This is a genomic window from Thiomonas arsenitoxydans, assembly GCF_000253115.1.
In the GTDB taxonomy this organism is placed as follows: Bacteria; Pseudomonadota; Gammaproteobacteria; order Burkholderiales; family Burkholderiaceae_C; genus Thiomonas; species Thiomonas arsenitoxydans.
On record NC_014145.1, the window covers coordinates 571645 to 598189 of the forward strand.

26 protein-coding genes are annotated in these 26545 nt (G+C 64.1%); 9 read left to right on the forward strand and 17 right to left on the reverse strand.

All coding sequences use genetic code 11. From position 1 onward, the window contains the following. Nucleotides 1-32: 32 nt before the first annotated feature. Nucleotides 33-401, reverse strand: a complete 369-nt coding sequence (locus tag THI_RS02630; protein WP_013104673.1) for an APC family permease — start codon at nt 399-401, stop codon at nt 33-35. A 113-nt stretch (nt 402-514) separates the two neighbouring features. Here THI_RS02630 and THI_RS02635 point away from each other — a divergent pair, with 113 nt between their 5' ends. From THI_RS02635 to THI_RS02655, 5 genes are all read left to right on the forward strand, one after another. Further along, a complete protein-coding gene (locus THI_RS02635; RefSeq protein WP_013104674.1) occupies nt 515-1174 on the forward strand; it encodes a LutC/YkgG family protein in 660 nt (219 codons plus the stop codon). Then, nucleotides 1164-2582 (forward strand): sodium:proton antiporter, encoded by a 1419-nt coding sequence (locus THI_RS02640; protein ID WP_013104675.1) that lies wholly within the window; start codon nt 1164-1166, stop codon nt 2580-2582. The genes THI_RS02635 and THI_RS02640 overlap by 11 nt, the downstream gene beginning before the upstream one ends. Beyond that, a complete protein-coding gene (locus THI_RS02645) occupies nt 2579-3562 on the forward strand; it encodes a 2-hydroxyacid dehydrogenase (RefSeq protein WP_013104676.1) in 984 nt (327 codons plus the stop codon). Before THI_RS02640 ends, THI_RS02645 begins: the two co-directional genes overlap by 4 nt. A 141-nt stretch (nt 3563-3703) precedes the next feature. After that, nucleotides 3704-5095, forward strand: a complete 1392-nt coding sequence (gene rmuC / locus THI_RS02650; protein ID WP_231836485.1) for a DNA recombination protein RmuC — start codon at nt 3704-3706, stop codon at nt 5093-5095. Nucleotides 5096-5161: 66 nt separating this feature from the next. Further along, nucleotides 5162-7597, forward strand: coding sequence for an adenosylcobalamin-dependent ribonucleoside-diphosphate reductase (locus THI_RS02655; RefSeq protein WP_013104678.1), 2436 nt, complete (start codon nt 5162-5164; stop codon nt 7595-7597). Nucleotides 7598-7648: 51 nt separating this feature from the next. On the opposite strand, the gene minE is transcribed toward THI_RS02655, so the two are convergent. The 13 genes from minE to THI_RS02720 all read right to left on the reverse strand — a co-directional run bounded on the left by minE (nt 7649) and on the right by THI_RS02720 (nt 21260). Beyond that, nucleotides 7649-7906: a cell division topological specificity factor MinE gene (minE, locus tag THI_RS02660; RefSeq protein ID WP_013104679.1), complete on the reverse strand. Its 258-nt coding sequence runs from the start codon at nt 7904-7906 to the stop codon at nt 7649-7651. 14 nt (nt 7907-7920) lie between these two features. Then, complete coding sequence (minD, locus tag THI_RS02665) at nt 7921-8733, reverse strand: septum site-determining protein MinD (RefSeq protein WP_013104680.1); 813 nt, start codon at nt 8731-8733, stop codon at nt 7921-7923. A gap of 18 nt (nt 8734-8751) precedes the next feature. Continuing rightward, nucleotides 8752-9567 carry a septum site-determining protein MinC gene (gene minC / locus THI_RS02670; RefSeq protein ID WP_013104681.1) on the reverse strand — a complete coding sequence of 272 codons (816 nt, stop codon included), beginning with the start codon at nt 9565-9567 and terminating at the stop codon, nt 8752-8754. 94 nt (nt 9568-9661) lie between these two features. Further along, nucleotides 9662-10345, reverse strand: a complete 684-nt coding sequence (locus THI_RS02675; RefSeq protein WP_013104682.1) for an ABC transporter ATP-binding protein — start codon at nt 10343-10345, stop codon at nt 9662-9664. Between the two features lie 58 nt (nt 10346-10403). Beyond that, nucleotides 10404-11270 (reverse strand): universal stress protein, encoded by an 867-nt coding sequence (locus tag THI_RS02680; RefSeq protein ID WP_013104683.1) that lies wholly within the window; start codon nt 11268-11270, stop codon nt 10404-10406. Nucleotides 11271-11280: 10 nt separating this feature from the next. Beyond that, a complete protein-coding gene (locus THI_RS02685) occupies nt 11281-12759 on the reverse strand; it encodes a SulP family inorganic anion transporter (RefSeq protein ID WP_013104684.1) in 1479 nt (492 codons plus the stop codon). Nucleotides 12760-12980: 221 nt separating this feature from the next. Continuing rightward, on the reverse strand, nt 12981-14816 hold the full coding sequence (locus THI_RS02690) for a polysaccharide biosynthesis protein (RefSeq protein ID WP_013104685.1): 1836 nt from the start codon (nt 14814-14816) through the stop codon (nt 12981-12983). Further along, entirely contained in the window at nt 14813-16321 is a 1509-nt protein-coding gene (locus THI_RS02695) for an aminotransferase class I/II-fold pyridoxal phosphate-dependent enzyme (RefSeq protein ID WP_013104686.1), read from the reverse strand. The genes THI_RS02690 and THI_RS02695 overlap by 4 nt, the downstream gene beginning before the upstream one ends. Next, nucleotides 16318-16968: a NeuD/PglB/VioB family sugar acetyltransferase gene (locus tag THI_RS02700; RefSeq protein ID WP_041608874.1), complete on the reverse strand. Its 651-nt coding sequence runs from the start codon at nt 16966-16968 to the stop codon at nt 16318-16320. Before THI_RS02700 ends, THI_RS02695 begins: the two co-directional genes overlap by 4 nt. Before the next feature lie 7 nt (nt 16969-16975). Next, entirely contained in the window at nt 16976-18241 is a 1266-nt protein-coding gene (locus tag THI_RS02705) for a UDP-N-acetylglucosamine 2-epimerase (RefSeq protein WP_013104688.1), read from the reverse strand. 896 nt (nt 18242-19137) lie between these two features. Beyond that, a complete protein-coding gene (locus THI_RS18715) occupies nt 19138-19458 on the reverse strand; it encodes a hypothetical protein (protein WP_013104690.1) in 321 nt (106 codons plus the stop codon). A 438-nt stretch (nt 19459-19896) separates the two neighbouring features. Then, a complete protein-coding gene (locus tag THI_RS02715) occupies nt 19897-20547 on the reverse strand; it encodes a hypothetical protein (protein ID WP_013104691.1) in 651 nt (216 codons plus the stop codon). Between the two features lie 95 nt (nt 20548-20642). After that, the gene (locus THI_RS02720; protein ID WP_013104692.1) at nt 20643-21260 is read right to left on the reverse strand and encodes a hypothetical protein; all 618 of its coding nucleotides are present in this window, start codon (nt 21258-21260) and stop codon (nt 20643-20645) included. Nucleotides 21261-21487: 227 nt separating this feature from the next. Here THI_RS02720 and THI_RS18010 point away from each other — a divergent pair, with 227 nt between their 5' ends. Continuing rightward, on the forward strand, nt 21488-22129 hold the full coding sequence (locus tag THI_RS18010) for a hypothetical protein (RefSeq protein WP_013104693.1): 642 nt from the start codon (nt 21488-21490) through the stop codon (nt 22127-22129). A gap of 129 nt (nt 22130-22258) precedes the next feature. Here THI_RS18010 and THI_RS19470 read toward each other — a convergent pair whose 3' ends face one another. Both THI_RS19470 and THI_RS02730 read right to left on the reverse strand, forming a co-directional pair. After that, the gene (locus tag THI_RS19470) at nt 22259-22381 is read right to left on the reverse strand and encodes a hypothetical protein (RefSeq protein ID WP_255356518.1); all 123 of its coding nucleotides are present in this window, start codon (nt 22379-22381) and stop codon (nt 22259-22261) included. A gap of 103 nt (nt 22382-22484) precedes the next feature. Next, nucleotides 22485-23120 (reverse strand): hypothetical protein, encoded by a 636-nt coding sequence (locus THI_RS02730; RefSeq protein WP_013104695.1) that lies wholly within the window; start codon nt 23118-23120, stop codon nt 22485-22487. A gap of 211 nt (nt 23121-23331) precedes the next feature. Here THI_RS02730 and THI_RS02735 point away from each other — a divergent pair, with 211 nt between their 5' ends. Genes THI_RS02735 through THI_RS02745 form a run of 3 tightly spaced genes read left to right on the forward strand, consistent with a single transcriptional unit; the run spans nt 23332 to nt 25060 of the window. After that, the gene (locus THI_RS02735; protein ID WP_013104696.1) at nt 23332-23781 is read left to right on the forward strand and encodes a hypothetical protein; all 450 of its coding nucleotides are present in this window, start codon (nt 23332-23334) and stop codon (nt 23779-23781) included. Nucleotides 23782-23840: 59 nt separating this feature from the next. Next, the gene (locus THI_RS02740) at nt 23841-24764 is read left to right on the forward strand and encodes a putative Signal transduction histidine kinase (RefSeq protein ID WP_013104697.1); all 924 of its coding nucleotides are present in this window, start codon (nt 23841-23843) and stop codon (nt 24762-24764) included. Continuing rightward, nucleotides 24758-25060, forward strand: a complete 303-nt coding sequence (locus THI_RS02745; RefSeq protein ID WP_141130493.1) for an STAS-like domain-containing protein — start codon at nt 24758-24760, stop codon at nt 25058-25060. Before THI_RS02740 ends, THI_RS02745 begins: the two co-directional genes overlap by 7 nt. Before the next feature lie 317 nt (nt 25061-25377). Here THI_RS02745 and THI_RS02750 read toward each other — a convergent pair whose 3' ends face one another. Further along, a complete protein-coding gene (locus tag THI_RS02750) occupies nt 25378-26532 on the reverse strand; it encodes a lipase family protein (RefSeq protein WP_013104700.1) in 1155 nt (384 codons plus the stop codon). Nucleotides 26533-26545 lie beyond the last annotated feature (13 nt).

The window sequence follows — 26545 nt, forward strand, 5'->3', positions numbered from 1 at the left end:
TCCAGTTAAAGACTTCGCTTGGGTGCGGTGTTTTATTCGTCTGCGATAAAGCTGCCGATGGTCTGCGCAAGGTGCGGATTACTCTTGGTCAGAATCAATCCGTAGATCACCGACAGCGCCAAGACAGCGAGGGCGACGTAGGGGAAGAGGTTGAATGGTTCCGGCTGTCCGGGCTCCACCAGTCCCCACAAGGGCATCAGCATCAGCAAGGTTCCCAGAATCGGCAGAATGAGATGTTTGGTCAACTGGAATTCCGCGCGGTGGTGTTTTCGCATGTAGACCGGCAAGGCGAGGTTGGTAATCAGGTAAGTGAGGATGATGGGAATCGTCCCCAGTGTGGCGGCATAGCCGAACAGATCCACGGGTTTGATGTGCCTGCCGTAGACCGCAACAATCAACACGGCAATGGCGCATGGAAACCCGTCACATGACAGTCGGTCAGTATTGGTAACAAACTGTCTGTTGGAGTTAACGACAGGGGCAATCGCGGGGTTGGCCTCCTAGAATCTCTCGCATGAACACCGACTCCGCCCGCGCCGCGATCCTGGCGCAGATTCGTGCCCGTCAGGGGCGACCGGCAGCGCTGCATGACCTCGAGGCGGCCGATGCCGAGGTCGATATCGGCCGCCATGTGCGCGGGCCGCAGCCGACGATTGCCGACCGCATAGCGGGTTTAACCACGCAGGCGCTGGCGCTGCAGACCAGCGTGGCCCGGGTCGCCAGCGCGCAGGACGTACCGCTCGCGGTGGCGGCTTATCTGCGCGAGCAGGCGTTGGGTGTGCAGGGCGTGGCCTGGGAAACTTTGGCCGATCTGCCTTGGGTCGACGCAGGCGTGACCCTGGAGTTCCGCCCGCCGCGCGATGAAGACAAGCTCGGCATCACTGGCTGCTTCTGCGCGGTGGCCGAGACGGGTTCGCTGGTGCTGGCGAGTTCGCCCGCCACCCCATCGTCCACCCATCTGCTGCCGGAAACGCATATCGCCATCGTGCCGGCCAGCCGCATCGTTGCCACGCTGGAAGACGCCTACGCGCTGTTGCGCGCCGAACTGGGCGATCTGCCGCGCGCGCTTTCCACCGTGTCCGGCCCGTCGCGCACGGGTGATATCGAGCAAACCATCGTGCTCGGTGCGCATGGGCCGTACCGCGTGCATGTGGTGATCGTCGATGCGGCGTGACGCCAGTGCTGCGGCCACGGTGCTGCTGAGCCTGCTGCCGGGTCTGGCATCGGCCGCCACCGTCCAGACCGTTCCTGATCCGGCGACGCTCAGCCTGTGGTGGGGGCTGCCCTTCGCGGCCATGCTGTTGTCCATCGCGCTCATGCCGCTGTTTGCCGCGGGAGTGTGGCATCACCATCAGGGCAAGATCGCTGCGGGCTGGGCTGCGCTGTTTCTCATCCCCTTTGCCCTCAGTTTCGGCGTGCACGTCACCTGGGAAGCTGCGCTGCACACCCTTTTGCACGAGTACCTGCCCTTCGTCATTCTGCTCACCGCGCTCTATACCGTGAGCGGCGGCATTGCGGTGCGCGGCAATCTGCATGGCAGCCCGACGCAGAACACGCTGCTGCTGGCCATCGGCACGGTGCTGGCCAGCGTCATGGGCACCACCGGGGCGGCGATGCTGATGGTGCGTCCGGTCATCCGCGCCAACGATGGCCGTAGGCACAACGCGCATGTGCTGGTGTTTTTCATCTTTCTGGTGGCCAATGTCGGCGGTGCGCTCACCCCGCTGGGCGATCCGCCGCTATTTCTCGGCTTTCTCAAAGGCGTGGATTTTTTCTGGACGCTCAAGCACCTGCTGGTCCCCACGGCTTTGCTCTGCGCCCTGCTGTTGGCCGTGTTCTATGCGCTCGACCGCTGGTTCTGGAGCAAGGAGGCCGAGCGCCCGGCCATCGACCCCACGCCGGACAGCCCGCTGGGCATCATTGGCGCGTGGAATGTGCTGTGGCTGGTGGTCATCGTCATCGCGGTGCTGCACAGCGGCCTTTGGAAACCGGGCATCACCGTGACGATACTCGGCCAGAGTCTCGATCTGCAGAACCTCACGCGCGACGCAGCGCTCGTCCTCGTGGCGCTGTTGTCGCTGGCCACCACGCCATGGCAGGCGCGGCATGAAAACCAGTTCACCTGGGGGCCGATGATCGAGGTGGGCAAGCTGTTTCTCGGCATTTTTCTCACCATCATTCCGGTCATCGCCATCCTGCGGGCGGGCAGCGGCGGAGCGCTGGCCGGGCTGGTCTCGCTTACTTCCGATGCGCAGGGTCAGCCCATCGCGGCCGCGTACTTCTGGCTCACCGGGGCGCTGTCGTCCTTTCTCGACAACGCGCCGACCTATCTGGTGTTTTTCAATCTGGCGGGGGGCGACGCGGCGCAGCTCATGGCCCACGCCACCACCCTCATGGCGATTTCGGCCGGGGCGGTGTTCATGGGCGCGGTCACCTATATCGGCAACGCGCCCAACTTCATGGTCAAAGCCATCGCCGAGCATCGCGGCGTGCGCATGCCCTCGTTCTTTGGCTATATAGGTTGGTCGCTGGCCGTTCTGATGCCGTGCTTTCTTCTCCTGACCGTGGTGTTTTTCCGATGAGCAATCTTGTTGCAGACGGCCCGCTGCGCGTGCTGGTGGCGCGCGCCGTGTTTCCCGACGTCATCGAGCCGCTGCGTGCCGTGGCCGAAGTCGAAACCACGCCCGACGACGCCATCGCCACGCCCGAGGCGCTGCGCCAGCGCCTGGCCGACAAGCACGGCGCCTTCATCACCGGCAGCGAGCGCATCGATGCGGCCTTGCTCGATGCCTGCCCGCAGCTCTTGGTCGTGAGCACCATGACCGTGGGCGTCGATCACATCGATCTGGCCGCTTGCGCCGAGCGCGGCGTGACCGTCACCCACGCGCCCGACGTGCTCACCGAGACCACCGCCGATTTCGGCTTCGCCCTGCTGCTGGCCGCGGCCCGGCAGGTGGGCGAGGCCGAGCGCTATCTGCGCGCGGGGCAGTGGAAAAAATGGAGCGTCGATCTGTTCGCCGGCGCGGATGTGCATGGCGCCACGCTGGGCATCGTCGGCATGGGTCGCATCGGCCAGGCCATTGCGCGGCGTGCAGCGCATGGTTTCAATATGCGCGTGCTCTATCACAATCGCAAACGGCTGGCCGCGCATCTCGAAGACGATCTGCGCGCCAGTTATCGCGAGCTGCCCGAGTTGCTGTGCGAAAGTCGGCATGTGCTGCTGGCGCTGCCCTACAGCCCCGCCGCCTATCACCTCATTGGTGCGACCGAGCTGGCGCAGATGCAGCCCGGCGCCACGCTGGTCAACATCGCCCGCGGCGGCGTGGTGGACGAAACCGCGCTTGCCCACGCCCTGCACAGCGGCCATCTGGGTGCCGCCGGGCTGGATGTGTTTGAGGGCGAGCCCGCCGTCAACCCCGCGCTGCTGGCCGCGCCGCGTCTGGTGCTCACGCCCCACATCGCCAGCAGCAGCATTCCCACCCGCCGCGCCATGGCGCAACTCGCGGTGGACAACCTTGTCGCGGTGCTGCAAGGCCAACCGCCCATCACGCCCGTGGCCTGAGCTATGTCGATAGAAGTGATCTTGCTGGTTTTCGTCGGGCTGTTGTGGCTCGTGGTGCTCGGTCTGGGCTGGGCGCTGCTGTCGCGTCTGCGCGGTCTGGCCGAATTGCGCCGCGAGATTGGCGCTGAACTCGCGCCCCAGATGGAGCGCCTGGAGCGCGAACTGCGCGGCGCGGTGCAGGCCAGCGGCCAGAGCCTGCGCACCGAGCAGGCCGGGCAACTGGCGCAGTTCCAGCAGATGCTGCTCAACCAGCAGGGCGAGAGCACGCGCACGCAAAACGCCCAGCTCGATGCCGTTGCGCTCCAACTCCAAGGCCTGCAGAAAATTGTCAGCGACACCTTGCTAAAGCATGGCGCGCAACTCATGCACGCCAGCAAAGAGAACAGCGAAAGCCTGCAAGCGCAACTCACGAAGTATCTGGAAGCACTTCGTCAGACCACCGACCAGCGCCTGATCGAAGCGCGCCAGAGCGCCGAGCAGGGCCAGACCGCGATGCGCGAAGCCACCGAGTTGCGCCTCACCGAGCTGCGCCAGTCCACCGACAAGAACCTGAACGAAATGCGCGGCACGGTGGAACTGCGCCTGCGCGAGCTGCAGGCCGACAACGAGAAAAAACTCGAACAGATGCGCGCCACCGTGGACGAAAAACTCCACGCCACCCTGGAGCAGCGGCTGGGCGAGAGCTTCAAGCAAGTCGCCGAGCGGCTGGAACTGGTGCACCGTGGCCTGGGCGAAATGCAGACCCTGGCGCAAGGCGTGGGCGATCTGCAGCGGGTGTTCACCAATGTGAAATCGCGCGGGGTGTTCGGCGAAATTCAACTGGCCGGCCTGATCGAGCAGGTGTTCACCCCCGAGCAATACGGCGTCAACGTGGAAACCGTACCCGGCAGCAACGCCCGGGTGGAATACGCCATTCGCCTGCCGGGCAAGGGCGAAGGCCCGGTCTGGCTGCCGATCGACGCCAAGTTTCCGCGCGAAGACTATGAGCGCCTGCTCGACGCGCAGGAGCAGGCTGACAAACCCGCCGCCGAGGCCGCTTCTAAGGCGCTTGAACTGCGTCTGCGCGAGGAAGCCAAGACCATCCAGAGCAAATACATTGCCGCGCCGCACACCAGCGACTTCGGCATTCTGTTCCTGCCCACCGAGGGTCTGTATGCCGAGGCGCTGCGCCGACCGGGCTTGGTGGAGGCGCTGCAGCGCGAGCACCGTGTGATGCTCGCCGGGCCCACTACCCTGCTGGCCCTGCTCAACAGCCTGCACATGGGTTTTCGTACTTTGGCGCTGGAACAACGCTCGACCGAGGTGTGGAAAGTGCTCGGTGCGGTGAAAACGGAATTCACAAAATTCGGCGACGTTCTTGCAAAAACGCGCAAGAAGCTCGACGAAGCGAGCAATACCATCGGTGCGGCAGAAACTCGCACCCGCGCCATGACGCGCCAGCTCAAGCAGGTGGAAGCGCTGCCGGTCGATCAGACGCAAACCCTGCTGGGTTTGACCGAAGTCGACACCGACGATCACGAAGACGCGGTATAAACCCAGCATCGATTTTTGCGCCGCAGGCATTCCGCCGTGCGGCCTTTCCGTTTTTAGGCCCCCATCATGCAAGCACAAGACATCAGTCTCGACGTTCTGGCGGAGAAATACGCCAAGGGCGATGAGCACACCATCGCAGACATTCACGCGCGCGTCGCCCGCGCCCTGGCGGTCGAAGAGGCCGACCCGGCCCGCAGCGAAGCGCTGTTCCGGCAGGCGCTGGCCGACGGCTTCGTGCCGGCCGGACGCATCATGTCGGCGGCGGGCACCGACATTCAGGCCACGCTGATCAACTGCTTCGTCCAACCCGTGGGCGATTCGGTGTCGGACGACAAGGAAGGCAAACCCAGCATTTACAAAGCGCTGGCGCAGGCCGCCGAAACCATGCGGCGCGGCGGCGGCGTGGGCTACGACTTTTCGCGCATCCGCCCGGTGGGTGCGCATGTCGGCGGCACCCACAGCCGCGCCAGCGGCCCGCTGTCGTTCATGCGGGTGTTCGACGCCTCGTGCGAAACGGTGGAATCGGCCGGCAGCCGCCGGGGCGCGCAGATGGGCGTGCTGCGCATCGACCATCCCGACATCGAAGCCTTCATCCACGCCAAAGACCAAGGCGCGTTCAAGAACTTCAATCTGTCGGTCGGCGTGAGCGCCGCGTTCATGCAGGCGATCGAAAACGACGCGCAGATCGATCTGGTGCACAAGGCCAGGCCGGGCGACGATCAGCTCGCCGAAGGCGCGCATCAACGGGCCGACGGCGAGTGGGTGTACCGTAGCGTGCGGGCGCGTGCGCTGTGGGATCAGATCATGCAGTCCACCTACGACCACGCCGAGCCGGGCATTCTGTTTCTCGACACCGCCAACGCTGACAACAATCTGTATTACTGCGAAACCTTCGAGGCGACCAACCCTTGCGCCGAGGAGTTTCTGCCCGACTACGGCTGCTGCTGCCTGGGCTCGATCAATCTCACCCGATTTGTGCGCGATCCGTTCACGCCGAAGGCGCGGTTCGACGCCGAGGGTTTTCAGGCCGTCACCCGCGTCGCGGTGCGCATGCTCGACAACGTGCTCGACGTCACCTATTGGCCGCTGGTCGAGCAGCACAACGAGGCGCAAAACAAACGCCGCATCGGCCTGGGCTTTCTCGGCCTGGGCGACGCCTGCGTGATGCTCGGCCTGCGCTATGACAGCGACGACGCCCGCCGCTTCGCCGCCGACTTGGCCCGCACCCTGCGCGACGCGGCCTATGCCGCCTCGGTCGATCTCGCCAAGGAGAAGGGCGCCTTCCCGCTGTTCGACGCGACAAAATACCTCGACAGCGGCTTCGCCAAGCGTCTGCCCGAAGCCCTTCGCGCCGACATCGCCGCGCATGGCATCCGCAACTCGCACCTGCTCGCCGTGGCGCCCACCGGCACCATCAGCCTGGCGTTTGCCGACAACGCCAGCAACGGCATCGAGCCTGCGTTCTCGTGGGTCTATACCCGTAAGAAGCGCATGGCCGACAACACCACCCGCGAGTACGAAGTCGCCGACCACGCCTGGCGCCTGTACCGCAGCATGGGCCGCGACATGAGCGCCCTGCCGCCGGCCTTCGTCACCGCGCTGGAAATGTCCGCCACCGATCACATGAAAATGCTGCAGGTCGTGCAGCCCTTCATCGACACCAGTATCAGCAAAACCGTCAACGTCCCGGCCGACTACCCCTACGACGACTTCAAAGACCTCTACCTGCAGGCCTGGAAAGCCGGGCTCAAAGGGCTGGCCACTTACCGCCCCAACGCTGTGCTTGGCGCGGTGCTGCAGGCCACGCCCACGGCGGCCGCGCCTGCTGCCGCATCTGCCCAGACTGCCGACGACATCGATCCGCTCACCCGCCGCATCGAAGGCCGGCCTTCAGGCGACTTGCAGGCCGTCACCAGCAAGATCAGCTACATGACCTCGGAAGGACAGAAGACCGTCTATCTCTCCGTCTCCTTCGCCGAAGTGGAGGGCCGGGTGAACGGCGAGGCGGTGCGCATCGAGCGGCCCATCGAGTTCTTCATGCCCGCGGGTCAGCGCGACGAAGGTCAGCAATGGATCGCCTCCAATATGCGGCTGCTTTCCCTCGTCGCACGTTCGGGCGGCTCCATCGCCAAGAGTTTGCAGAACATGCGCGAAGTCGTTTGGGACAAAGGCCCGGTGCGCTGCGGCGAAGTCATCAAGTCCGACGGCAGCCGTGCGCCGCGCTTCCATCAGTCCGAAGTCGCCGCCATCGCCTACGCCCTGCAGGAACTGCTGCGCCGCCGCGGTTATCTCGACGCCTCCGGCCGAGAACAATCGCTGCTCTCGCTGGCGCAGCGCGCCCACGTTCCCGAAGCCCTGCGCATCGACCTCGAATCGGCCGACGCATCGCCTGAGCTGCTGCCCGGCGGCCGCATCTGCCCCGAATGCGGCGGGCCGTTTCTACGGCGAGTGGACGGCTGCGACCGCTGCGAAAATTGCGGATATATCGGCAGCTGCGGTTGAGGCGCGAGTCAGGACGGCTGTACCTGTACTGCGTTCGGCCCGCGCTATCCGTCAACCTCGCGGCGGGATTTCGATTTTCACTTCCAGCACGTCCAGCGTGTCCTGGCGTTCGAGCTTGACCTGGATGTCGTTGCTGTCGATCTTGACGTATTTCGAGATCACGTCGACCAGTTCGCGCTGTAGTGCGGGCAGCCAGTCGGCGGGGGCGCCGTTGCCGCCGCGTTCGTGCGCGAGGATGATTTGCAGCCGTTCTTTGGCGACGGTGGCGGTTTTCTTTTTTTCGCCCAGAAAGAAAGAGAGGAATGACATGGTGCGCCCCTCCCTCAACCGCCGAACAGGCGCTTGAACAGGCCTGGTTTCTGATAATCGGTGAAGCGCATCGGCTTGTCTTCGCCGAGAAAGCGCGCCACCACGTCCTGATAGGCCTCGGCCACGTCGCTGCCGGTGAGGTGAATGGCCGGCGTGCCCTGGTTGGAGGCCTGCAGCACCGATTCGCTCTCGGGAATCACGCCGATGAGCTGGATGCGCAGAATGTCCTGGATGTCGGTGAGCGAGAGCATCTCGCCGTCGCTGACGCGCTTGGGGTTGTAGCGGGTGATGAGCAGATGCTCGCGGATCGGCTCGCCGCCTTCGATGGCGCGCTTGGTTTTGCTCGACAGCATGCCCAGAATACGGTCGGAGTCGCGCACGGACGACACTTCCGGGTTGGTGACGATGAGGGCTTCGTCGGCGAAGTGCATGGCCATGAGCGCGCCACTTTCGATGCCGGCCGGCGAGTCGCAGACGATGTAGGTGAAGCCCATCTCGTCGAGCTCCTTGAGCACGTTTTCGACGCCTTCCATGGTGAGCGCGTCTTTGTCGCGGGTTTGCGAGGCGGGGAGGATGAACAGGTTGTCGCACTGCTTGTCCTTGATCAGCGCCTGGGTGAGCTTGGCCTCGCCCTGGATGACGTTGATGAGGTCGTACACCACGCGACGCTCGCAGCCCATGATGAGGTCGAGGTTGCGCAGGCCGACGTCGAAGTCGATAACGGCGGTTTTGTGGCCGCGCAGGGCCAGGCCGGAGGCGAAGCTGGCGCTGGTGGTGGTCTTGCCCACGCCGCCTTTGCCCGAAGTCACCACAATGATTTTCGCCATGAGTTCTGTCCTTCTGAATTATTTGAGTGCCAACGGTTCGATCAGCAATTGTTCTCCCTGCAGCCGCACGGTGGTCGGCTTGCCGCGCACTCCGGCGGGAAAGTCTTGTTCGGCGGTGCGGTAGATGCCGGCAATGGCGACCAGCTCCGGCTCGAAGCTGGTGCAGAAAATCCGCGCCGCGGTGTTGCCGCGCGCCCCGGCCAGCGCCCGGCCGCGCAGCGCGCCGTAGATATGCACATGCCCTTCGGCCATGACTTCGGCGCCGTGGCTGACCACGCCCTGGACGATGAGGTCGCCGGGGGAATAGATGCGCTGACCCGAGCGCAGCGGGCGGTCGATGAGCACCGTGAGCAGCGTTGCTGGGGCGGGTTCTTGGGCGGGTGTTGCGGCAGGGACGGAAGGCTGCGCCGCGGCTTGGGGTTCGGCGCCGGGCGCCGCATCGGCGGGTGTCGTTGCGGGTGCAGTGGCGGCTTCGATGGGTTCGGCGCTCTCGGCAGGTTTGCGCGGGTCTCGGGCGACGTCGCGGCTGTCGAGCAGGGGCAGATCGCTGGCCCCGGCCCAGGTTTGTTGCGCGGCTTGCGCCACCACGCCGAAGGGGCGCATTTTGAAGCGGCGAAGCAGCGCGGCGAGCTCGTCCAGCGGCAGGGTGGCGTCTTCGGCCAGGCGGCGCAGATCGATGGCTACGGCCTCGCCCGAGAAAAACTCGGGTGCGGCGTCGAAGCGCTGCTGCAGCGCTTCGGCCAGAGCGGCGAAGTCGGGCGTTTTCACCACCAGATGCACAGCGTCGATGGCGCCGCTGCGAAGTTCAAACAAGGTGGCTTTGGAACGGGACATGGACAAACAGGACGACTGCGGGTGTGAGGAAAAAACGAATCCGACAATCGTAGTGGATCGGTGCGGGCGGCCGCAGGTGCGAGCCCGAACTTTCTCAGGCGTCCTGCAGCGCACCGTTCACCAGCCGAAGCTGGCGCTGGCAGCGCGCGGCCACCGTGGCGTCGTGAGTGACGATGATGACGGCGTCGCCCTGCGCCAGCGCCACGTCGAGAAGCATGTCCAGCGCCACCGCCGAGGCTTCGCTGTCGAGATTGCCCGTGGGCTCGTCGGCAAGCACGAGCTGTGGCTGCGTGACCAGCGCGCGGGCAATGGCCACGCGCTGGCGTTCGCCGCCTGAGAGCTCGCCAGGGCGGTGCTGCAGCCGCGCGCCCAGGCCCATGCTCTGCAACATCTGCGCCGCGACGGCATGCGCAGCTTCAGCCGTTGTGCGGCGAATGCGCAGCGGCATGGCCACGTTGTCGAGCGCGCTGAATTCCATCAGAAGGTGGTGAAACTGGTACACGAAGCCGACATGCTGGTTGCGCCATGCCCCCTGTGCCTTGGGGCTCATCTGCGCCCAGTCGCTCCCGCAGACCTGCACACGGCCGCCATCGGCCCGGTCGAGCCCGCCCAGCAGGTGCATGAGCGTGCTCTTGCCCGAACCCGAGGCGCCGATGATGGCCAGGGTCTGACCGCCGTCGAGGCGCAGGTTCACGTCCTTGAGCACATCGACGGCCTGCGGCCCTTCGGTGTAGCGCTTGCGCAGGTGTTCAGCCAGCAGGATGGGGGGGGTGGACATGGGCAACGGGGTCTAGACGTGAAGCCGTGCATTGCACCACAGGCCCGCGTGCGGTGGGTCAGCGCAGCAACAGAGTGGGTATGGTCGAGGCGCGCAGCAGGTCGGCGGTCTTGCTGCCCAGCAGCAGTTTGCGCACCGGTGAATGGGAGTAGGCGCCCATGATGAGCAAATCGATGTTCTGCTCTTTGAGCACGGCGGAAATCACGCTTTCTGGGTCGCCCGCCCGGGCGAGTGCCTGCGCCGTCATGCCGCGCGATTGCAGAGTTTGCCGCGCCCAGTCGAGCGCTTTTTCGGTTTGCGCTGAAGGGGTGCTGGCCATGCACACGGTGATGTCCAGCCCGGCAAGCAAGGGTTGCGCTCCGACCCATTCCACCGCACGGCGGGTCATGCTGCCGCCGTCGTAGGCAATGAGCACGCGCTGCGGTGGCGTGAACGCATCGGTCACGGTCAGGATGGGGATGTGCAGGGCGCGCACGATGGTTTCGACGTGACGGCCGATGTCGCGCCCCGACCGCTCTGCCGATGCGCCGCGCCGCCCCAGAACCAGCAGGCCGATGGCGGGTGCCTGCTCGACCAGCGTCTGCGTGAGCTCGCCCAGGCGCTGACGAATATCCACCTCGGCGGCTCCCGCATCGAGCGCGCGCTGGCGCAGCCGGGCGAGCAGTGTGCGGCCGCGCTCGCGTGCGCTCAACAGCGTCTGGCGTTCGCTCTCGGCCAGTTCCTGCAGCAGATCGTCCTGCGCGCCCAGGCCGATGGCGCCGCTGTGGTCGCTGCTGGAGGCTGCGGTTTCGGGATGGCGATCCAGCACATGAAGCAGGTCGAGCAGCGTGTCCATGCGTTGCGCCGCCCAGACGCCGTAGTCGGTGACGTAGTCGGCGAAGCGGGAATGATCCACGCAGGCCGTGACTTTGTTGTGGTCTGGCATGGTCGGCTCCTCAATGGCTCATCAACAGATCTTCGGCGCCGTCCTCGTCGTGGACCGCGAACTTGTCTACCAGCGTGGCGCTGGCTTCGTTGAGCCCCGTGACCTCGACCTCGGTGGCTTCGCGACGGAATTTGAGGATCACCTTGTCCAGCGCGCTGATGGCCGTGATGTCCCAGAAATGCGCGCGGCTGACGTCGATGTGAACCTTGTCGATCACCTCCTTGAAGTCGAAGCGGGAGATGAAAGCGTCTGCCGAGGCGAAGAACACCTGCCCGGTCACGGTGTAGGTGCGGCTGCGGCCTTCGGCATCGGCCCGCGAGCTCACACGCAGGATGCTGCCGACCTTGTGGGCGAAAAAGAAACCCGACAGCAGCACGCCGGTCAGCACGCCCAGCGCCAGATTGTCGGTGGCGACGACCACGGCCACGGTGGCCAGCATGACCACGCTCGAACTCTTGGGATGCTCGCGCAGATTGCGGATCGAACCCCAGTTGAAGGTGCCGATGGACACCATGATCATCACCGCGACCAGCGCCGCCATGGGAATGCGCGCCACCCAATCGCCGAGGAACACCACCATGACCAGCAGCACGACGCCCGCCGTCAGCGTGGAAAGTCGCCCGCGGCCGCCCGACTTCACGTTGATGACCGACTGGCCGATCATGGCGCAACCCGCCATGCCGCCGAGAAAACCGGTGGCGATATTGGCCACGCCCTGGCCCACGCATTCACGGCGCTTGTTGCTGGAGGTGTCGGTGAAGTCGTCGATCAGCGTGGCGGTCATCATCGATTCCAGCAGCCCGACCACGGCCATGGCCAGCGACACCGGAAAGATGATGCGCAGGGTCTCGAAATTCAGCGGCACATCGGGCATGAGAAACACGGGCAGGCTGTCCGGGAGCTGACCCTTGTCGCCCACGGTGGGCACATGGATGCCGAAAGCCGCAGTCACGATGGTCAGCACCACGATGGCCACCAGCGGCGAAGGCACCACGCGGGTGATTCTGGGCAACAGATAGATGATGGCCAGCCCGGCCGCTACCAGCGGATAGACGGCCCAGGGCACGCGGATCAGCTCGGGCAGTTGCGCCAGAAAAATGAGAATCGCCAGCGCGTTGGCAAAGCCCGTGATCACCGAACGCGAGACAAAGCGCATGAGCCTGTCAAAGCCCGCCCAGCCGATGATCATCTGCAGCACGCCCGTCAGCAGCGTGGCGGCCAGCATGTACTGCAGCCCGTGTTCTTTCACCAGAGACACCATCACCAGCGCCATGGCGCCGGTGGCGGCGGAAATCATGCCGGGCCGCCCTCCAGCGAAGGCGATAACCGTGGCCATGCTGAAGGCTGCGTACAGTCCCACCTTGGGATCGACCCCGGCAATGATGGAAAAGGCAATGGCTTCGGGGATCAGCGCAAGCGCCACCACGACGCCCGAGAGCAGATCGTTGCGAATGTTGGACAGCCAGTCCTGTCGGAAGGTTTGCATCATCAGGGACACCTTTGTTGTCGTTGTACGGCAACGGCATGGCCTGCTTGATCAGGGCAATCCCGCGTGGCACTGCAGCGAAGCAGCTGGGGAAACCACCCTGCAGAACCGCAGGGGAATCATCGCTCGACACGCTGCAGCAAGGCGGCGGATGAGGGGAGTCGTTGCGACCCTCCGAGCGAAAACCAATGCGAATGTAGGGATACTCGCGACGCAGCGTGCGGCTACTGCGGGGTGTACTCCGGCACCAGCGCGTGCAGCGCGGCTTTGATCTGCGCGGGTGAGTCTGCGCTGCTGGCGGCGATCCAGGCCTGCAACGCTGGCAGGTCGAGCGGGGCCAGCTCGGCTTGACGGGCGACCCGCAGTTTGGGGTGGGGCGTAGGCAGAGTGGTTTCGTCGTCGGCCAGCAATTCCTCAAATAGCTTTTCGCCGGGGCGCAAGCCGGTGAAGTGAATGGGAATTTCTTCCTCGGTTTTGTTCGACAGCCGGATCATCAGCCGCGCCAAATCGACGATCTTCACCGGCTCGCCCATGTCGAGCACGAAGATGTTGCCGCTTTCCCCCATCAGCCCCGCCTGCAGCACGAGCTGCGCGGCTTCGGGAATGGTCATGAAGTAGCGCACGATCTCCGGGTGGGTCACGGTGACAGGCCCGCCGGCGGCGATCTGCGCCGCAAAGCGCGGCACCACGCTGCCGCTCGATCCCAGCACATTGCCGAAGCGCACCGCGCAGCAATGCGTTTCGGGGTGCTGCGCGGCGTGCGCCTGCAGCGCCAGCTCGGCCAGCCGCTTGCTCGCGCCCATCACATTGGTCGGGTTCACCGCCTTGTCGGTGGAGATGAGCACGAAGCGCTGCGCGCCGCTGGCCGTGGCCGCGCGTGCCGCGCCCAGCGTGCCCAGCACATTGGTGCGCAGCGCCTCGATGGCGTTGTCGTCTTCCATCAGCGGCACATGCTTGTAGGCCGCGGCGTGCAGCACCACGGCGGGGCGGTGCCGCTTGAACAGGTCGAGCAGCCGCTCGGGTTCGCGCACATTGGCGGTGTAATAGCGCACGGCCAGCTCGGGAAAGCGCGCCTTGAACTCCTGCTCCAGCGCATAGATGGCGATTTCAGAGGAGTCGATGCACACCAGTTGCCGCACGCCGAAGCGCGCGATCTGGCGGCACAGCTCCGAGCCGATGCTGCCCCCCGCACCCGTGACCAGCGCCACCTGCCCGGCGAGCAGGCTGGAGAGGCCGCGCACGTCGAGCTGCACCGCGGCGCGCCCCAGCAGGTCGGCCAGCTCGACCTGGCGCGGCGCCTGACCACCGCCGCCGCTGACGCCGCTTTGCAGCCAGTCGTCGGCGCGCGGCAGGGTGAGCAGGGCGAGGTGCGCATCGCTGGCTTGCAGCAGCAGCTCGCGGCGCGCCGGGCTGCCGGGCTCGCTGGCGATCAGCGCGTGGCTGGCGCCTTGCGCCTGCGCCACCCGGGCCAGATCGTCCACGCTGCCGGCCACCCGCACGCCCTGCACGCTGCGGCCCACTTCGCCGCGGTTCGGGCTGATGAGGGCGGCCACCTGCCAGCCCTTGCTGGAGCGCAGGCTTTGCAGCGCGCGCGCGGCCTCGTCGAGCGTGCCCAGCACCAGCAGCGGCTTGCCTTGCGCGGTCGATCGGGTCAGCCGTCCTTCGGCCAGAATGCGCGCGCCCAGCCGCAGGCCAAGCAGCGCGGCGCCCGCGAACAGCGGATGCAGCAGCACGATGGAGCGCGGGAAATTGGGCAGGCGCAAGAGCAGCAGCACGGCCGCCAGCGCCAGCGCCGCCACGATCATGGCCGAGGCCAGCCGCTTGAACTCGGGCACGCTGGTGTGCCGCCACGGCGTGCGGTAAACGCCCAGACCAGCCAGCGCCGCCACCCACACCACGGCGGCCAGCGGCGTGCTGATCCACAGAATCTGCGCCAGGTTGACCGGCGCGTCATTGCGCAGCAGGCTGAAGCGAAACAGGAAGGCGAGCAGCCAGGTGAGGGCGACGAGCAGGGCGTCGGCCGCCGCGGGCCGCCAGATCGCTCGGGTCGAAAACCTCATGCGGCGCTCCGCCAGCTCAGCTCCAGGCCGCGCGCCACCAGTTCGCACACCCGGGCGCGCTGCGCGGCGCTCATGTTCGAACCCGAAGGCAGGCAGACGCCGCCTTCGAACAGCGCGCGGCTCACATCCTGATGGGGCTCATGCGCGAAGTAGCGGCAGCCTGCGTACAGGGGTTGCAGATGCATGGGCTTCCACACCGGCCGGGCTTCGACGTTGTGGCGCTCGAGAAAGTCGAGCAGCGCATCGCGGCGGGCCTGGGGGCTCTCTCCATCTCCGTCCTCCAGCACGAAGGCCGACAGCCAGCGGGTGGACTGGTGGCCGTCGGGCTCGGCCATCCAGCGCAGACCGGGCACGGCAGAGAGCGCGTCGCGATACTGCGCGAACACCTCGCGGCGGCTCTGTACCCTCTGCTCAAGCACCCGCAGCTGACCGCGACCGATGCCCGCCAGCACATTGCTCAGGCGGTAGTTGTAGCCGTCTTCAATGTGCTCGTAATGCCGCGCCGGCTCGCGCGCCTGGGTGGAGAGCTTGCGGGCGTGTTCGATCAGCGCGGCGTCGTTGCTCACCAGCATGCCGCCGCCCGAGGTGGTGATGATTTTGTTGCCGTTGAACGAAAACACCGCCAGCTTGCCGAAGCTGCCGCTGGGGCGGTCGCGGTAGGTCGCGCCGAGCGATTCGGCCGCGTCTTCGAGCATGGGCACGCCATAGCGTTCGAGCAAGGGGGCGATCTCGTCCATCTCGGCGCTCTGGCCGTAAAGGTTGACGACCACGGCGGCCTTGGGCGTGATGCCTTCTGCCTGCAACGCCGCCAGCGCAACGGCCAAAGCCTGCGGCGACAAATTCCAGCTCTGCGGCTCGGAGTCGATGAATACTGGCGTGGCGCCGAGCTGCTTGATGGGGTTGGCGCTGGCCACGAAGGTCAGGCTGGAACACAGCACCACATCGCCCGGCCCCACGCCCAGCAGGCGCAGGCCCAGATGTAGCGCCGCCGTGCCCGAACTCGTGGCCGCAGCGTGCTGCACGCCCACGCGCGCCGCCAGCTCTCGCTCGAACGCGTCCACATGAGGGCCGAGCGGCGCGATCCAGTTGCTGGTGAAGGCCTCCTGCACCAGCGCCACTTCGTCTTCGCCCAGATGCGGCGACGACAGATAGACGCGCTGCGACAGCTCGCGCCGCGTCACCAGATCGACCGCGCGCCCGGCTGCGTCGACCACCGGCACATGGTCGATGCGTTGCGCGTCCATCAGCGCCAGCACGTCGCGCTGGCTGGCCTGCAGGCCGACCGTGTGCGGCGGGTGCGCAGGCAGGGCGGACAAGGGCGCCTCGTTGCTCACCCCGGCCAGCGCGGCGCGGCGCAGATCGCCGTCAGTCACGGTGCGCAGCAGACGTCCCTGCTCGTCGGTTACGAGCAGAATGCCCTGCGCCGTGGCATCGAGCCGCGCCAGCGCCTCGTGCAAGGTGGCGCCGGGGGGCAGACAAAGGGCGTTGAAGGTGTTGAGCTTCATGCCGAAACTCCTTGAAGGGGGCGGGCCGGCACACCGGCCCAGGACTCGCCGTCGGGCAGGTCTTGCAGCAACACCGCGCCCGCGCCCAGCGTAGCGCCCGCGCCCACGCGCAGATTGCGCAGCACCGTGCTGCCCGCGCCCACCAGGGCGGCTTCGCCCACCTGCACCGCGCCGCCGAGGCGCACTCCAGGGGCCACATGTGCCCAGGCGGCAATGCGGCAGTCGTGATCGACCACCGCGCCGTGATTGACGATCACCCCGACGCCCAGCTCAGCCATAGGCGCAACGACGCACTGCGCCGTGATCAGGCAGCCCGGCTGCACGCGCGCCGAAGCCGCCACGCTGGCGCTGGGGTGCACGATGGTGGCCAGAGGCCCGATGGACGCCAGCCGCGCCGCCTCGCCGCGCCGTATGGCGTTGTGGCCGATGGCCACATGCACCGCGCGCGGGCCAGGCAGGGCGCTGGCGTCCTCGATGGAGAGCACCGGCACGCCGGGCAGCAGTTCGCTGCCCCAGGTGGCCGCGTTACGGTCTGAGGCGACCACGCGTGCAAAGGCGCCGCTCAACAACGCCGCGTCGGCCGCCACGCGGCCGTGGCCGCCGGCGCCAAACACGATCAAGACAGGTTTCTCGGAGGATGGGGACATAGGGGTTTCAATAACGATTCACCTTGTGCAGCAGATCGCCAGACAGCGGCAGGGTGGCCAGCAGATGCGCGATGCGCGCGGCGCTGTGGCCGTCACCATAGACGTTTGCTTCCGGATGCGGCCAAGGCCCGAGCGCCAGCGCCTGCCGCACGGCGGCCTCGATGGCGCTGGCCTGCGGCGGCACGTCCACCGTGTTGGCGTTGCGCTCGCGCAGGTTCTGGCGGCTGCCGACGTTGACCACCCGCGTGCCCAGACTGGCCGCCTCGATGATGCCCGACGACGAATTGCCCGCCAGCACCGCGGCGTGGTGCAGCGCGGCCAGATAGTCGGCGCGCGGCAGATGGGTGATGCGGTGAAACCCCGGCCACTGCTGCGCCCGCAGCAAGGCTTCGATGTGGCCCGAACCCGCGTCGGCATTGGGCGCCAGCCACACCACGCTGAAGGCCGACCCGGCACCCGCGGCCCGAAGACCGTCGAGCAGCGCCTGGGTCTGCGCGGCGGCGTCGTCCGCCTCTTGCACTACGGGGTGGAAAAGGACAAGGGCGTAAGGGCGCTCGGGCAGGCTCTCGCTCCCGGCCTCTCCCATAAGTGGGGGAGGAGCAAACCCTCTCACTGCAACATCAGTGCCCCCTCCCCACGCGTGGGGAGGGTTGGGGTGGGGAGTCTGTCGCTCCAGTGCCGCCTGCAAGGCATGCAGCGCAGCCTCTCGCGGAAGCTGCCGCGCATCCGACAGATCGTCCAGCCCCGGCGCGCCCACGACATGCACGCGCTGCGGGTTTTCGCCCATCGCGATGAGGCGCTCGCGCGACTGCGCCGTGGCGCAGAAATGCAGCGCCGCCAGCTTGCTGATGGCGTGGCGCACCGGTTCGTCCACCGTGCCCGAGCGCTCGCCGCCGTGCAGGTGAATGGACGGCACGCCCAGATGCAGCGCGGCAATCGCCCCCGCGAGCTTTTCGCCCCGGTCGCCCAGCAGCAGCAGCGCATCAGGACGCTCGGCCTGCAGCACCTGCGCCAGCCCGGCGAGCGTCTGGCTGATCGCCCGCGCCATGCCCGCGCCATCGCGCGCGCCCACATCACTGGGAATGCGCGCCGCGATGCGCAGCCCGCTGGCCTCGATGTCGTCCACCGTGTGGCCGTAGTCGGGGTGCAGGTGCATGCCCGTGACCGCCACCGCCACCTCCAGCCCCGGATGCGCAGCGGCCACGTGCAAGGTCTGGCGCATCAGTCCGAAGTCGGCACGGGTGCCGGAGAGATAGAGAATGCGGCGGGGCATAAGAGGCGAGGGGAAATGGAGCGTGAGTCAGCCACGACGGGTGGCCAACGGGAAGATTTTTGCAGAGATTGCAGTGCGGCCACCCGGCGCATGGCGAAAAGGGTGGAATCGTGCGAAATCCACCGAGCGATGAAAACGCGGCAGCGCCGGGCAAGTGAGGCGCTGAAATGATGTTCGTCCCGAACGAAAATTGACCCACCTTTGAAGGTTATGCCGACGCAAAATTGACCCGGGTGTTCCACCTACCCTGCTGCTTTTTCAGGCATGGGGGCAGGAGTGATCACCATGGACATGATTGGCAAGATTCAGCGGATGCATTTCCGCCAGAACAAATCCGCTCGAGGTGATTGCCCGCAGTACGGGGCTGTCGCGCAACACGGTGCGTACCTGGCTACGCCAGCCGGGCGATGTTGTGTCGCGGTACGCGGTCGTGCTCGGGGTGGCGTGCGACGGTGACACGGTAGGCGGAACGATTGGAGATATCTGATATGACGGGATTCCTGAGTCCTTAGAAATGGATGGAATCCCGTGTAAGCATCAACGGCGTTGAAACAGGCCGCCCCGCAGTCACTGCCACTTGACTTTAGGTCGCCGATTCTTCGGCGCTCCAGCGCAGTCTTAGTGAACTCTACGCAGGCACACGAAACGCGACGCAAGGTGAATTGGCGCAAAAATGGAGCAAACTGTCGCTTTTTCTCAAAATAACGACATTTACACATTTTGCACACGCTCGGTGCGATACCTCGACTTCCCGCCCAGGAACTGTCTAAGTTCTTGATTTCAAAAACAAAAACGGCCGCCATGTTGAAATCATGGCGGCCGTGTCAGCTTGAAGATTCTGGTCGGGGTGAGAGGATTCGAACCTCCGGCCTCTACGTCCCGAACGCGAACTATTCTCAAATGAGGCCTGGTTGCAAAAACAGGTGTCTAAACAAAATCAATATCTTACGAGCTTGCAAACGGAATATGCAAGCACTTGCGAGAACTTGCATTGCACTGAAATTGGCACAGATTTGCCACAGAATTTCTAAAGAGGGATTTTGAGCACGTAGTTGAATCGGTGAATAAACAGCCTTGCTAGACGCTGAGTGTTCATCCTCTTCTGCTCCTGCCATGACTGCTCCAAAGGCTTCGTCCATCTCTCCATTTGTCGCCGTAACAAAAGAAGCTGCTGCAGCCGCACTGAGCTGCTCCCTACGCTGGATTGACAAGCTCATCGAGGCAGGTGAGTTGCCTGTACCGACAAAAATCGGTCGCCGGGCATACTGGCACCCCGATGAGTTTTATGGGGCGCTCAGCGCCAAGCTGTTGCGAGAAACAAATGCTCCTCGATTCTCGGTCAACGAGGTCGACCATGCTGATACGCCGAGCCAACCGATTGAGCCGACAGTCGATGGTCGGCGAGCGAGAGCGGCCACCGCAACGAAGCTATCCGTTTCTGATGCGAAAGGCCCGCCGCATCGACGACGCTCGGCTTCCCCAGTGGACGCGATGCGTGCAAAGACGGCCGCCGTTCTTCGAGTCGTTGCGACGCCTTGAGGGCGATGTAAAAAGAGAACATGAAAAAGCGGCCCCAAGTCGGGGCCGCCCAAGAATTACATCAGTCCCAACGCTGGGGCCCCATCACCCTCAGCGGTCGATTCCACCGCCGGCTCTCAGTGCAACACAGCACCCGCTGGCACCTGCAGCCGCCCAGCTTGTCTGACGTCAACATCACTGTCGTGCGTCTTGGGCGGAGGCATGCACGCGACCGCCCACCGCTCCCCGACCTCGAAGCCCGGGACGAGGCTCTCCGGCGAGTCTTCAAGGCGCTTGAACAATGCGACCATCTCCAGCGTGCGCGTCACGAACTCACCCCCAAGCGGCGCTTCATCGACCCGCTTACGAATGGCTCCCCACTGCGCGCTTTCCGGGTCTCCGACGGGCGGCCCGGACGTCACGACGATGACTTGGGGCTTGTCGGCAATCGCGACGGCGATGTTCATTGAGCGCCGTGTTTCAACCGCTTCGAACAACCAGGCCTTTGCGACCGTGTTCAGCATCGGCACGAGGCACACGACTTGCGTCGATGCGGCTTGCAGCGTGACGATTGCACACAGAAGACCATCACCATTGCCCGCAATGGCAAGGCCCTGACCCGTCGGCACGAGGCTGCTCTCAAACAGCCGCGCCACGCGGTCCGGTAGCTCGATAAACAGGGCGTGGCCGTCGTAATGGGGCCTTTGCTTCAGCGTCGTCAGTTCGGCGGCGAACTGCGACGGGTCGAGCAGCAGCCCTAAGCCGATGGAATTTCTCTTCGTAGGCATTTTTTCTCCTGGGTTGGATGGCCTGCTCTCGTGTAGCGACCGGCGCCCAGACAAAAAAAGCGGGCCCGCAGGCCCGCGAACAAAAGAAGGAAAAATCAAGACGCCATCAAGCTCCGGTCTTTCCCGGCTGCATGCGCTGCCATGGCTTCATGTTCGTCATGCTGGATGGCCGCACGCTGCAACCAGCGCAGGATGTCCGGCAGGAGCGGCAACTCGGCCAGTTCCATCGCCCGATTCTTGCCATAGACCATCACCAGGTAATGCCTGTACTCGTCGGTCAGGTCCGCGACGGAGTCCGGCACGAGCGCGCGCAGTTTCGGGTCCGTCAGCATCCGCGCAAATTCCCGTTCAATCGTGTCGGTCGGTGACTCGATGCGCGTGGCAAAGTCGCCGACCCGGATGTCGCCGGCGAGTAGCCGTGCGGTAATCGGAGGAATGGCCAGGTAGCGCGCGGCCTTCGTCATGAAGGCGCGGTCCCTGACCAGCCTGGAGGCATGACCGCGTTCGCAGCGTTCAAGCTCCTCCAGGCTGATGCCGAGGACGTGGGCCAAATGGTTGGCGTCATGCCGGCGCCGAGCCGCATCGTCGAGCACCCAGCCGATGAGCGGGCCGCCTGGGTGCTGGTAAAGCCGCAACACGCGTTCGGCCGGGGTCTCCGGGGCGACGTATGCGGACGCGTCGAGCGGTGGATGGAGTGCTGCCTTGTGTTCCATGGTGATGTCCTGTGTGCACGCAAATCCGTGCGCTTCCTATAGCGACCGTGGTTTCGCGGCATCACAGAGCGTATGGATGCGGAACCATCCACGCGCAACGTCAAGAGACTGGGCCAGCAGTAATCCGCGAGCTGGAGGCACCGACGCTTGGATGCTGGTGACTACACCTGAAAGGCCAGTCCTCTGGCGGTCGAAATCGACCCTCCAGAACCCCTCAGGAGTCACATGTGAAAGTCAAGCAAGCCAGGAAAACCAAGGACCTCACCACCTGCACAGAAGTCAATCCCGCCGAGCCCCAAGTAGCAGAACCCGCACCTCATAAGCCTCACGCTCCCTGGAGCGGTGAGGTCAGCGAGACATTCGCCGTCCGGCCCGGTGGCCTGCTGATTGCTGCTCTCGTGCAGTGCGCCGCAGAGCGAGGCCAGTCCTTTCCGGAGATGTGTCGTGAACTGGGCTACAGCTACCCGTACCTGAACCTGCTGATGAGCGGGGTCCGACAGGTCAATCAGATTTCTGACGACTTCGCTCGGGCGTGCGCAGCCTATCTGCGCGTGCCTCGCATGAGTATTTTGATGATGGCTGGACGCATCACGCAAGCCGACCTGATGGAACCGGGGCTGTATGGCCCGCAGACCATTGAACCGGCGTTTCAAGTCCTGTCAAAGGACGCAGCCTGGGGACCGCTCGTGACCGGGGAACTCCGCGACGTTTCGATGGTGTCAAAGTACGCGCTGGTCAAGATGTACGAGAAGGCTGAAGGCAAGAAGCTGCTACCCGAAATGGACATCGCGGCGCTACAAACCGAAGTGGTCGCGATGCAGGCTCACATCAGCACGATAAGGGCAGAGCTCGCGGCGAAGAAAGAATAGAAACTGTCGCGCGGTCATTGAGCCCATTCACGCCCCCGTACTGCGGGGGCTTTTTGCATCCAATCCAGCGGCGGTGGTGCAGGTCGGCGGGGTGTACCGAGAAGCGCAGCGATGCGTGGCGGCCTTGCGTTACGGCCGGATGTGCGGCACGCTGCGCAGAGACCACGCATGGCGCAGCCAGGTTTTGCGGAGGTCGCGTGCCAGCACGCAGAGGGTCAGCGCGAGGGCCAGGATGGCAAGCCAATTCAACATGTAGCAATGTCCTGGTGATGGTTGTCGGAACGGGTGGGGCTCTCGATTTGTCAGGGCATTATCAAATCAAACGTCCAGCGTGAACAGCCGCTGCCCCCATGGTCTAGCGTCCACGGCGCTTGACAAAGCCCTTTGCCTGTAGCGCGCGCAGCAGACTTGCTTCCCCTTCGCCCTGCGTAGCTTCCCAGAAATCGGCCCATAGCCGGTAGGTCTTTGTCGAGCGCACCTGTTCGTCCGGTGCCTTGCCATAGCGACCTGCGGCAACGGCTCGGGCGGCTTCTTGAACGGCCGCCAATGCCGACCGCAAGGGGTCATCGGTCCCTTTGGCATTGGTTGGCATCTGTATTGCCGTGCTGTCGGTCTTCACGCCAGAGAGCGCATCCTGCAAAGCCCCTAACCTGGTCGCAGACACTGGCATTCCGGCACTGCGCGCAGCGGCTTCACGCACCAGCCGCTGCGCTTCCTCCAGCCGCCACCCAGGGTCGCGCTCCCTCACCTCATCCTCCAGCCGTTGCCGTTCCGCAGCTTCCCGCGCGGGCCCGCAAATCTTGGCATCAATGAAGGCGAGCTCGTCGTCTGACATCTGCTCGCGTAGTGCGGCGGGGATGGATTCGGTGGTCACCGGCAGGCTGCCTACATAGACCTGCCGCGAGTAGCCGTGCGTGTTGCCGGCAGAGCCCTTGGGCACCCAGACGGAGCGGTAGAGAAGGGCGCGGGCTCGGCGGTGTTTGATGTGCATGGCGACGGCTCTGGTGACAAGTGATGCCATGTGTAGCCATCACCGTTCCACACGCCACCGTCGCAGGGTGACCCGGCGTATGGACCCAGCGGCACGAAGCCTGCCAACACGTCGGCACCGGGCCAATACCTCGTGGCATCGGCGTGGGTGCACCACGGAGATAAACGCGGTGCCTACATGAAGTCCCAACTTCTCTGGACAGGACTTCACCATGCCCGAGCTTCACACCGCCGCAGTCCCCAGCCGTCTCGTCACCCGTAACGAATTTGGGGCCCTTTGCCCCGAACGGACCCTATCCGCAGAGGAACGAACCTCCGTCGCCTCCTTGCTGGGCCGCGCCATCCAGGCCGACCTACTCCCCGAGTCGTACTGCACGCGCTCAAAAAAGGAAATCCAAAGCCGTAACCATCACATCTATGACGTCCTGCTCGACGATGGACGGGTGACCGCTGTGGTTATCCTCACCCTTGATTTTTGGAAGCACCTGACCAAACTGCGCACCCGGATAGGCAAGGAGTACAACCTGCTAAAAGTCGGCGCGGATGGAGCGGTCGAGGTCATCGACATTGATGTGCGTACGTGCGCCAAGCGCGCGAAAAATGCCACGGCATGGGGCGCTTTACTCAAGGGGCAAGACAAAGACACGTGGCCCCTAAAATAAGACCTGTTGCCATATCACGCTAGTGACGCGTGTGCAAAAAGAGAAGGCTGACGCGACGCATGATTTGGAAGATTCTTTTTCCCGTGGAGAGGGCCGTCCTCCTACCTCTTATCTTCAACGCAGAGACGATGCTTCCGTTTTTGGCCGAGGTCGTCGACGAGCAGCGTGACGCAAAGTGTTCAAAGGTCATTTTCGACTTCAGCAGGTTGACCTTCGTCGAACCGGTTGGTGTCGTTGTCTTATCAAATGTTATTGAGTATTTCAAAACGCTGGGTTGCAAGGTCAGCTTCAAGAACCATGCGACGGAGACTGCAGGAACGAAGTTCCTCGATGACTCCCTTTTCTTCGAGCGGTATCTTGGCAAGAGGATATTTGGTGGCTCCGTTCGCTCTACCACCATGCCGCTCAGGCTCATACATAGCGAACAGGCTCAGGCGTATTTGCTGAGCGACGTTATGCCGTGGGTTGGTCAGCGTGTGGGAATGAGGCCAGAGTCGCTCGATGGCGTTCGCGTTTCGCTCGAGGAGGTTCTTCACAACGTGCAAGACCACTCTGGGGTACGCATCGGGTGCACTTTCGCGCAGTACTTTCCGAAAAAAAATCAAATCCAGATAGCCATTTCCGACTTCGGTGCCGGAATTCCGCGCGTAGTACGAACGAGAGAGCCGAGCGCTAGTGACTCTGCGGCACTTCGCCTGGCATGCCAAGAGGGCTTCACAACGAAGAGCAATGTGCAGAACCGAGGGGCGGGTTTGCCCACTCTCATCAAGTACGTCACTCAGAACAATGGAGGCAATGTGCTCATTGTTTCCGCCCGTGGGAGCCTGTCCGCGGTTCCGAACCCTGCCGGCCCTCCCCCATATAAAATTACGGCACGAGCCACAGGGGGGGGCTACCCGGGAACGTTGGTTCGAGTGACGCTTAGAACAGATACGCTAGAGCGGGTCGCATCGGACGCAGAAGTGGAGCCGTTCTCATGGTAGTGAAGGTTATGGACCATGTGAGGACCGCATCCTCCTACGAGGATGGAGATGTCATCTTTCGTCTCATCCTTCCACCGGTAATGGAAGGACAGCGCGTTGAAGTCGATTTCACGGGCATTACGTCAGTGCCATCTGCGTTTGTAAATGCTGCATTTGTCCGCTTGCTGGAACAGGTTTCTCTGGAGCGGGCCCGGGAAGTGCTGACTTTCGTCCAGTCAACCCGGCAAATAAATGAGCTTATTCGAAGTCGCTTCGAATTTGTGGAGCAAGAAAAGAAGCGGTTGGCCGGGGTATGAGTACCCCAGGCATGTCCACGGGCAAGAAGGTCGACTACCTGGTTGCTCTTCGTGTTGGGTGCGGATTCTCTAGCTGCGGTGGCACACCCATTGTAAGTACGGCGAGCCTGAAAGATTCATCGACGGCGCATGGTCAGCGAAGGTCCGCGCGCAACCTATTGGGTGAGGGCAGGCGCCGCCGCGCTAGGACGCTGTGTGGCCGGCTCCAATGGGCCGACGTCAATGGCGCGTTGAACCGCAGCAATCCACAGCGCATCGCTTGCCTCTTGGCCAAGTTGTTGCGAGTGGAATGTTGACAGCTATGGAACAGGACCGGCTCAAATGAAGCTAGCTCCCTGCGCGTCGAGTAAGGCGCTGTAATTTCCAAGATGATGCTGCCACAAGGAATCCGCGTTTTCTTCATCTGGTGCAGGCACTGCCTCAAGTGAGTACAGTTTTCCGCACTGCACATAGTTCAGGTACGGGGTAGCATTGTTCACGCTTGGGCCTTGAGCCAGGTAGCTGGTGTCGATGTTCTGACCGAGGTAACCTGCTGCAGCCTCTGCCCCATGCTTTACGACATCGGCGAGGCCGTCTCGCAGAGTGGCTACTGAGGACTCCACGCACGCGGCTACCGTTTTCAGTATGGCGTTCTTCCGTGCGAGCCAACTGTCAATCGGGTTGTTGATGACCTCATCGGGAAGGTCCAGTGCCAATGGAGTTTGCGGGACCCAGTCCCGCGAATTGTTGACGCAAATGGCCAAGCCGATGTTCCCGGCAGCTTGCGCAAAGTCGTGCCCATACTGCCAATTGCCTGGTTTTGGTTGCGCAAACACATAGGACTTGTAGTTGAACTCTTTAGTCTCCAGTGCGTGTGCTAGCGCGTCAGTTCCTCCGCTGCTATGCAGCAACAGCGAGTGCAACAGCGTCGCAATGGCCGCTCCTTGGCTATGACCGCAGATTAGTATGTTGCAACCCCGAGGGAGTTGCTGAAGCTTCTTCAGAATGCCAATGTCTTTGTGATACAGCAGAACCAGCGCACTCCATAAAAACCCCAAATGGACGCCCGATTTTTCGGAATTGCTTGGTTTCACCGTCGCGTACGACAGGTTGCCCAACGGCGGACCGGCCGCAGTTAGGGGAAAGGATGCATTGCACTGCACGGTCGTTGCCAAGGCATCGTCCAGCATGCTGGAAACAGTCCCAACCGTGCCCCGGATGACGATTGCGTAGGAACCGGATGCGCCGGTGCTCGCACTATTGCGCCAACCGGCCCATGCATTGTTGAAGGGGCCAACACCATCTTGCGTTCCACCGAATCGCGATGGTTCGGGCGATGCAGGGTTCTGCGTCAGGCTCGCGAAATCGAGCGTCCACGACGTAGGAGGGGGCGGGAGAGGGGCGGGAGCAGGCAGTCCGTTCCCGTTGAGCTGCATGCACAGATTCAATGCATCGCGCGCTTCTTGAAACTGATAGCCGGAAGAAAATGCCATAGCGTGACCCCTT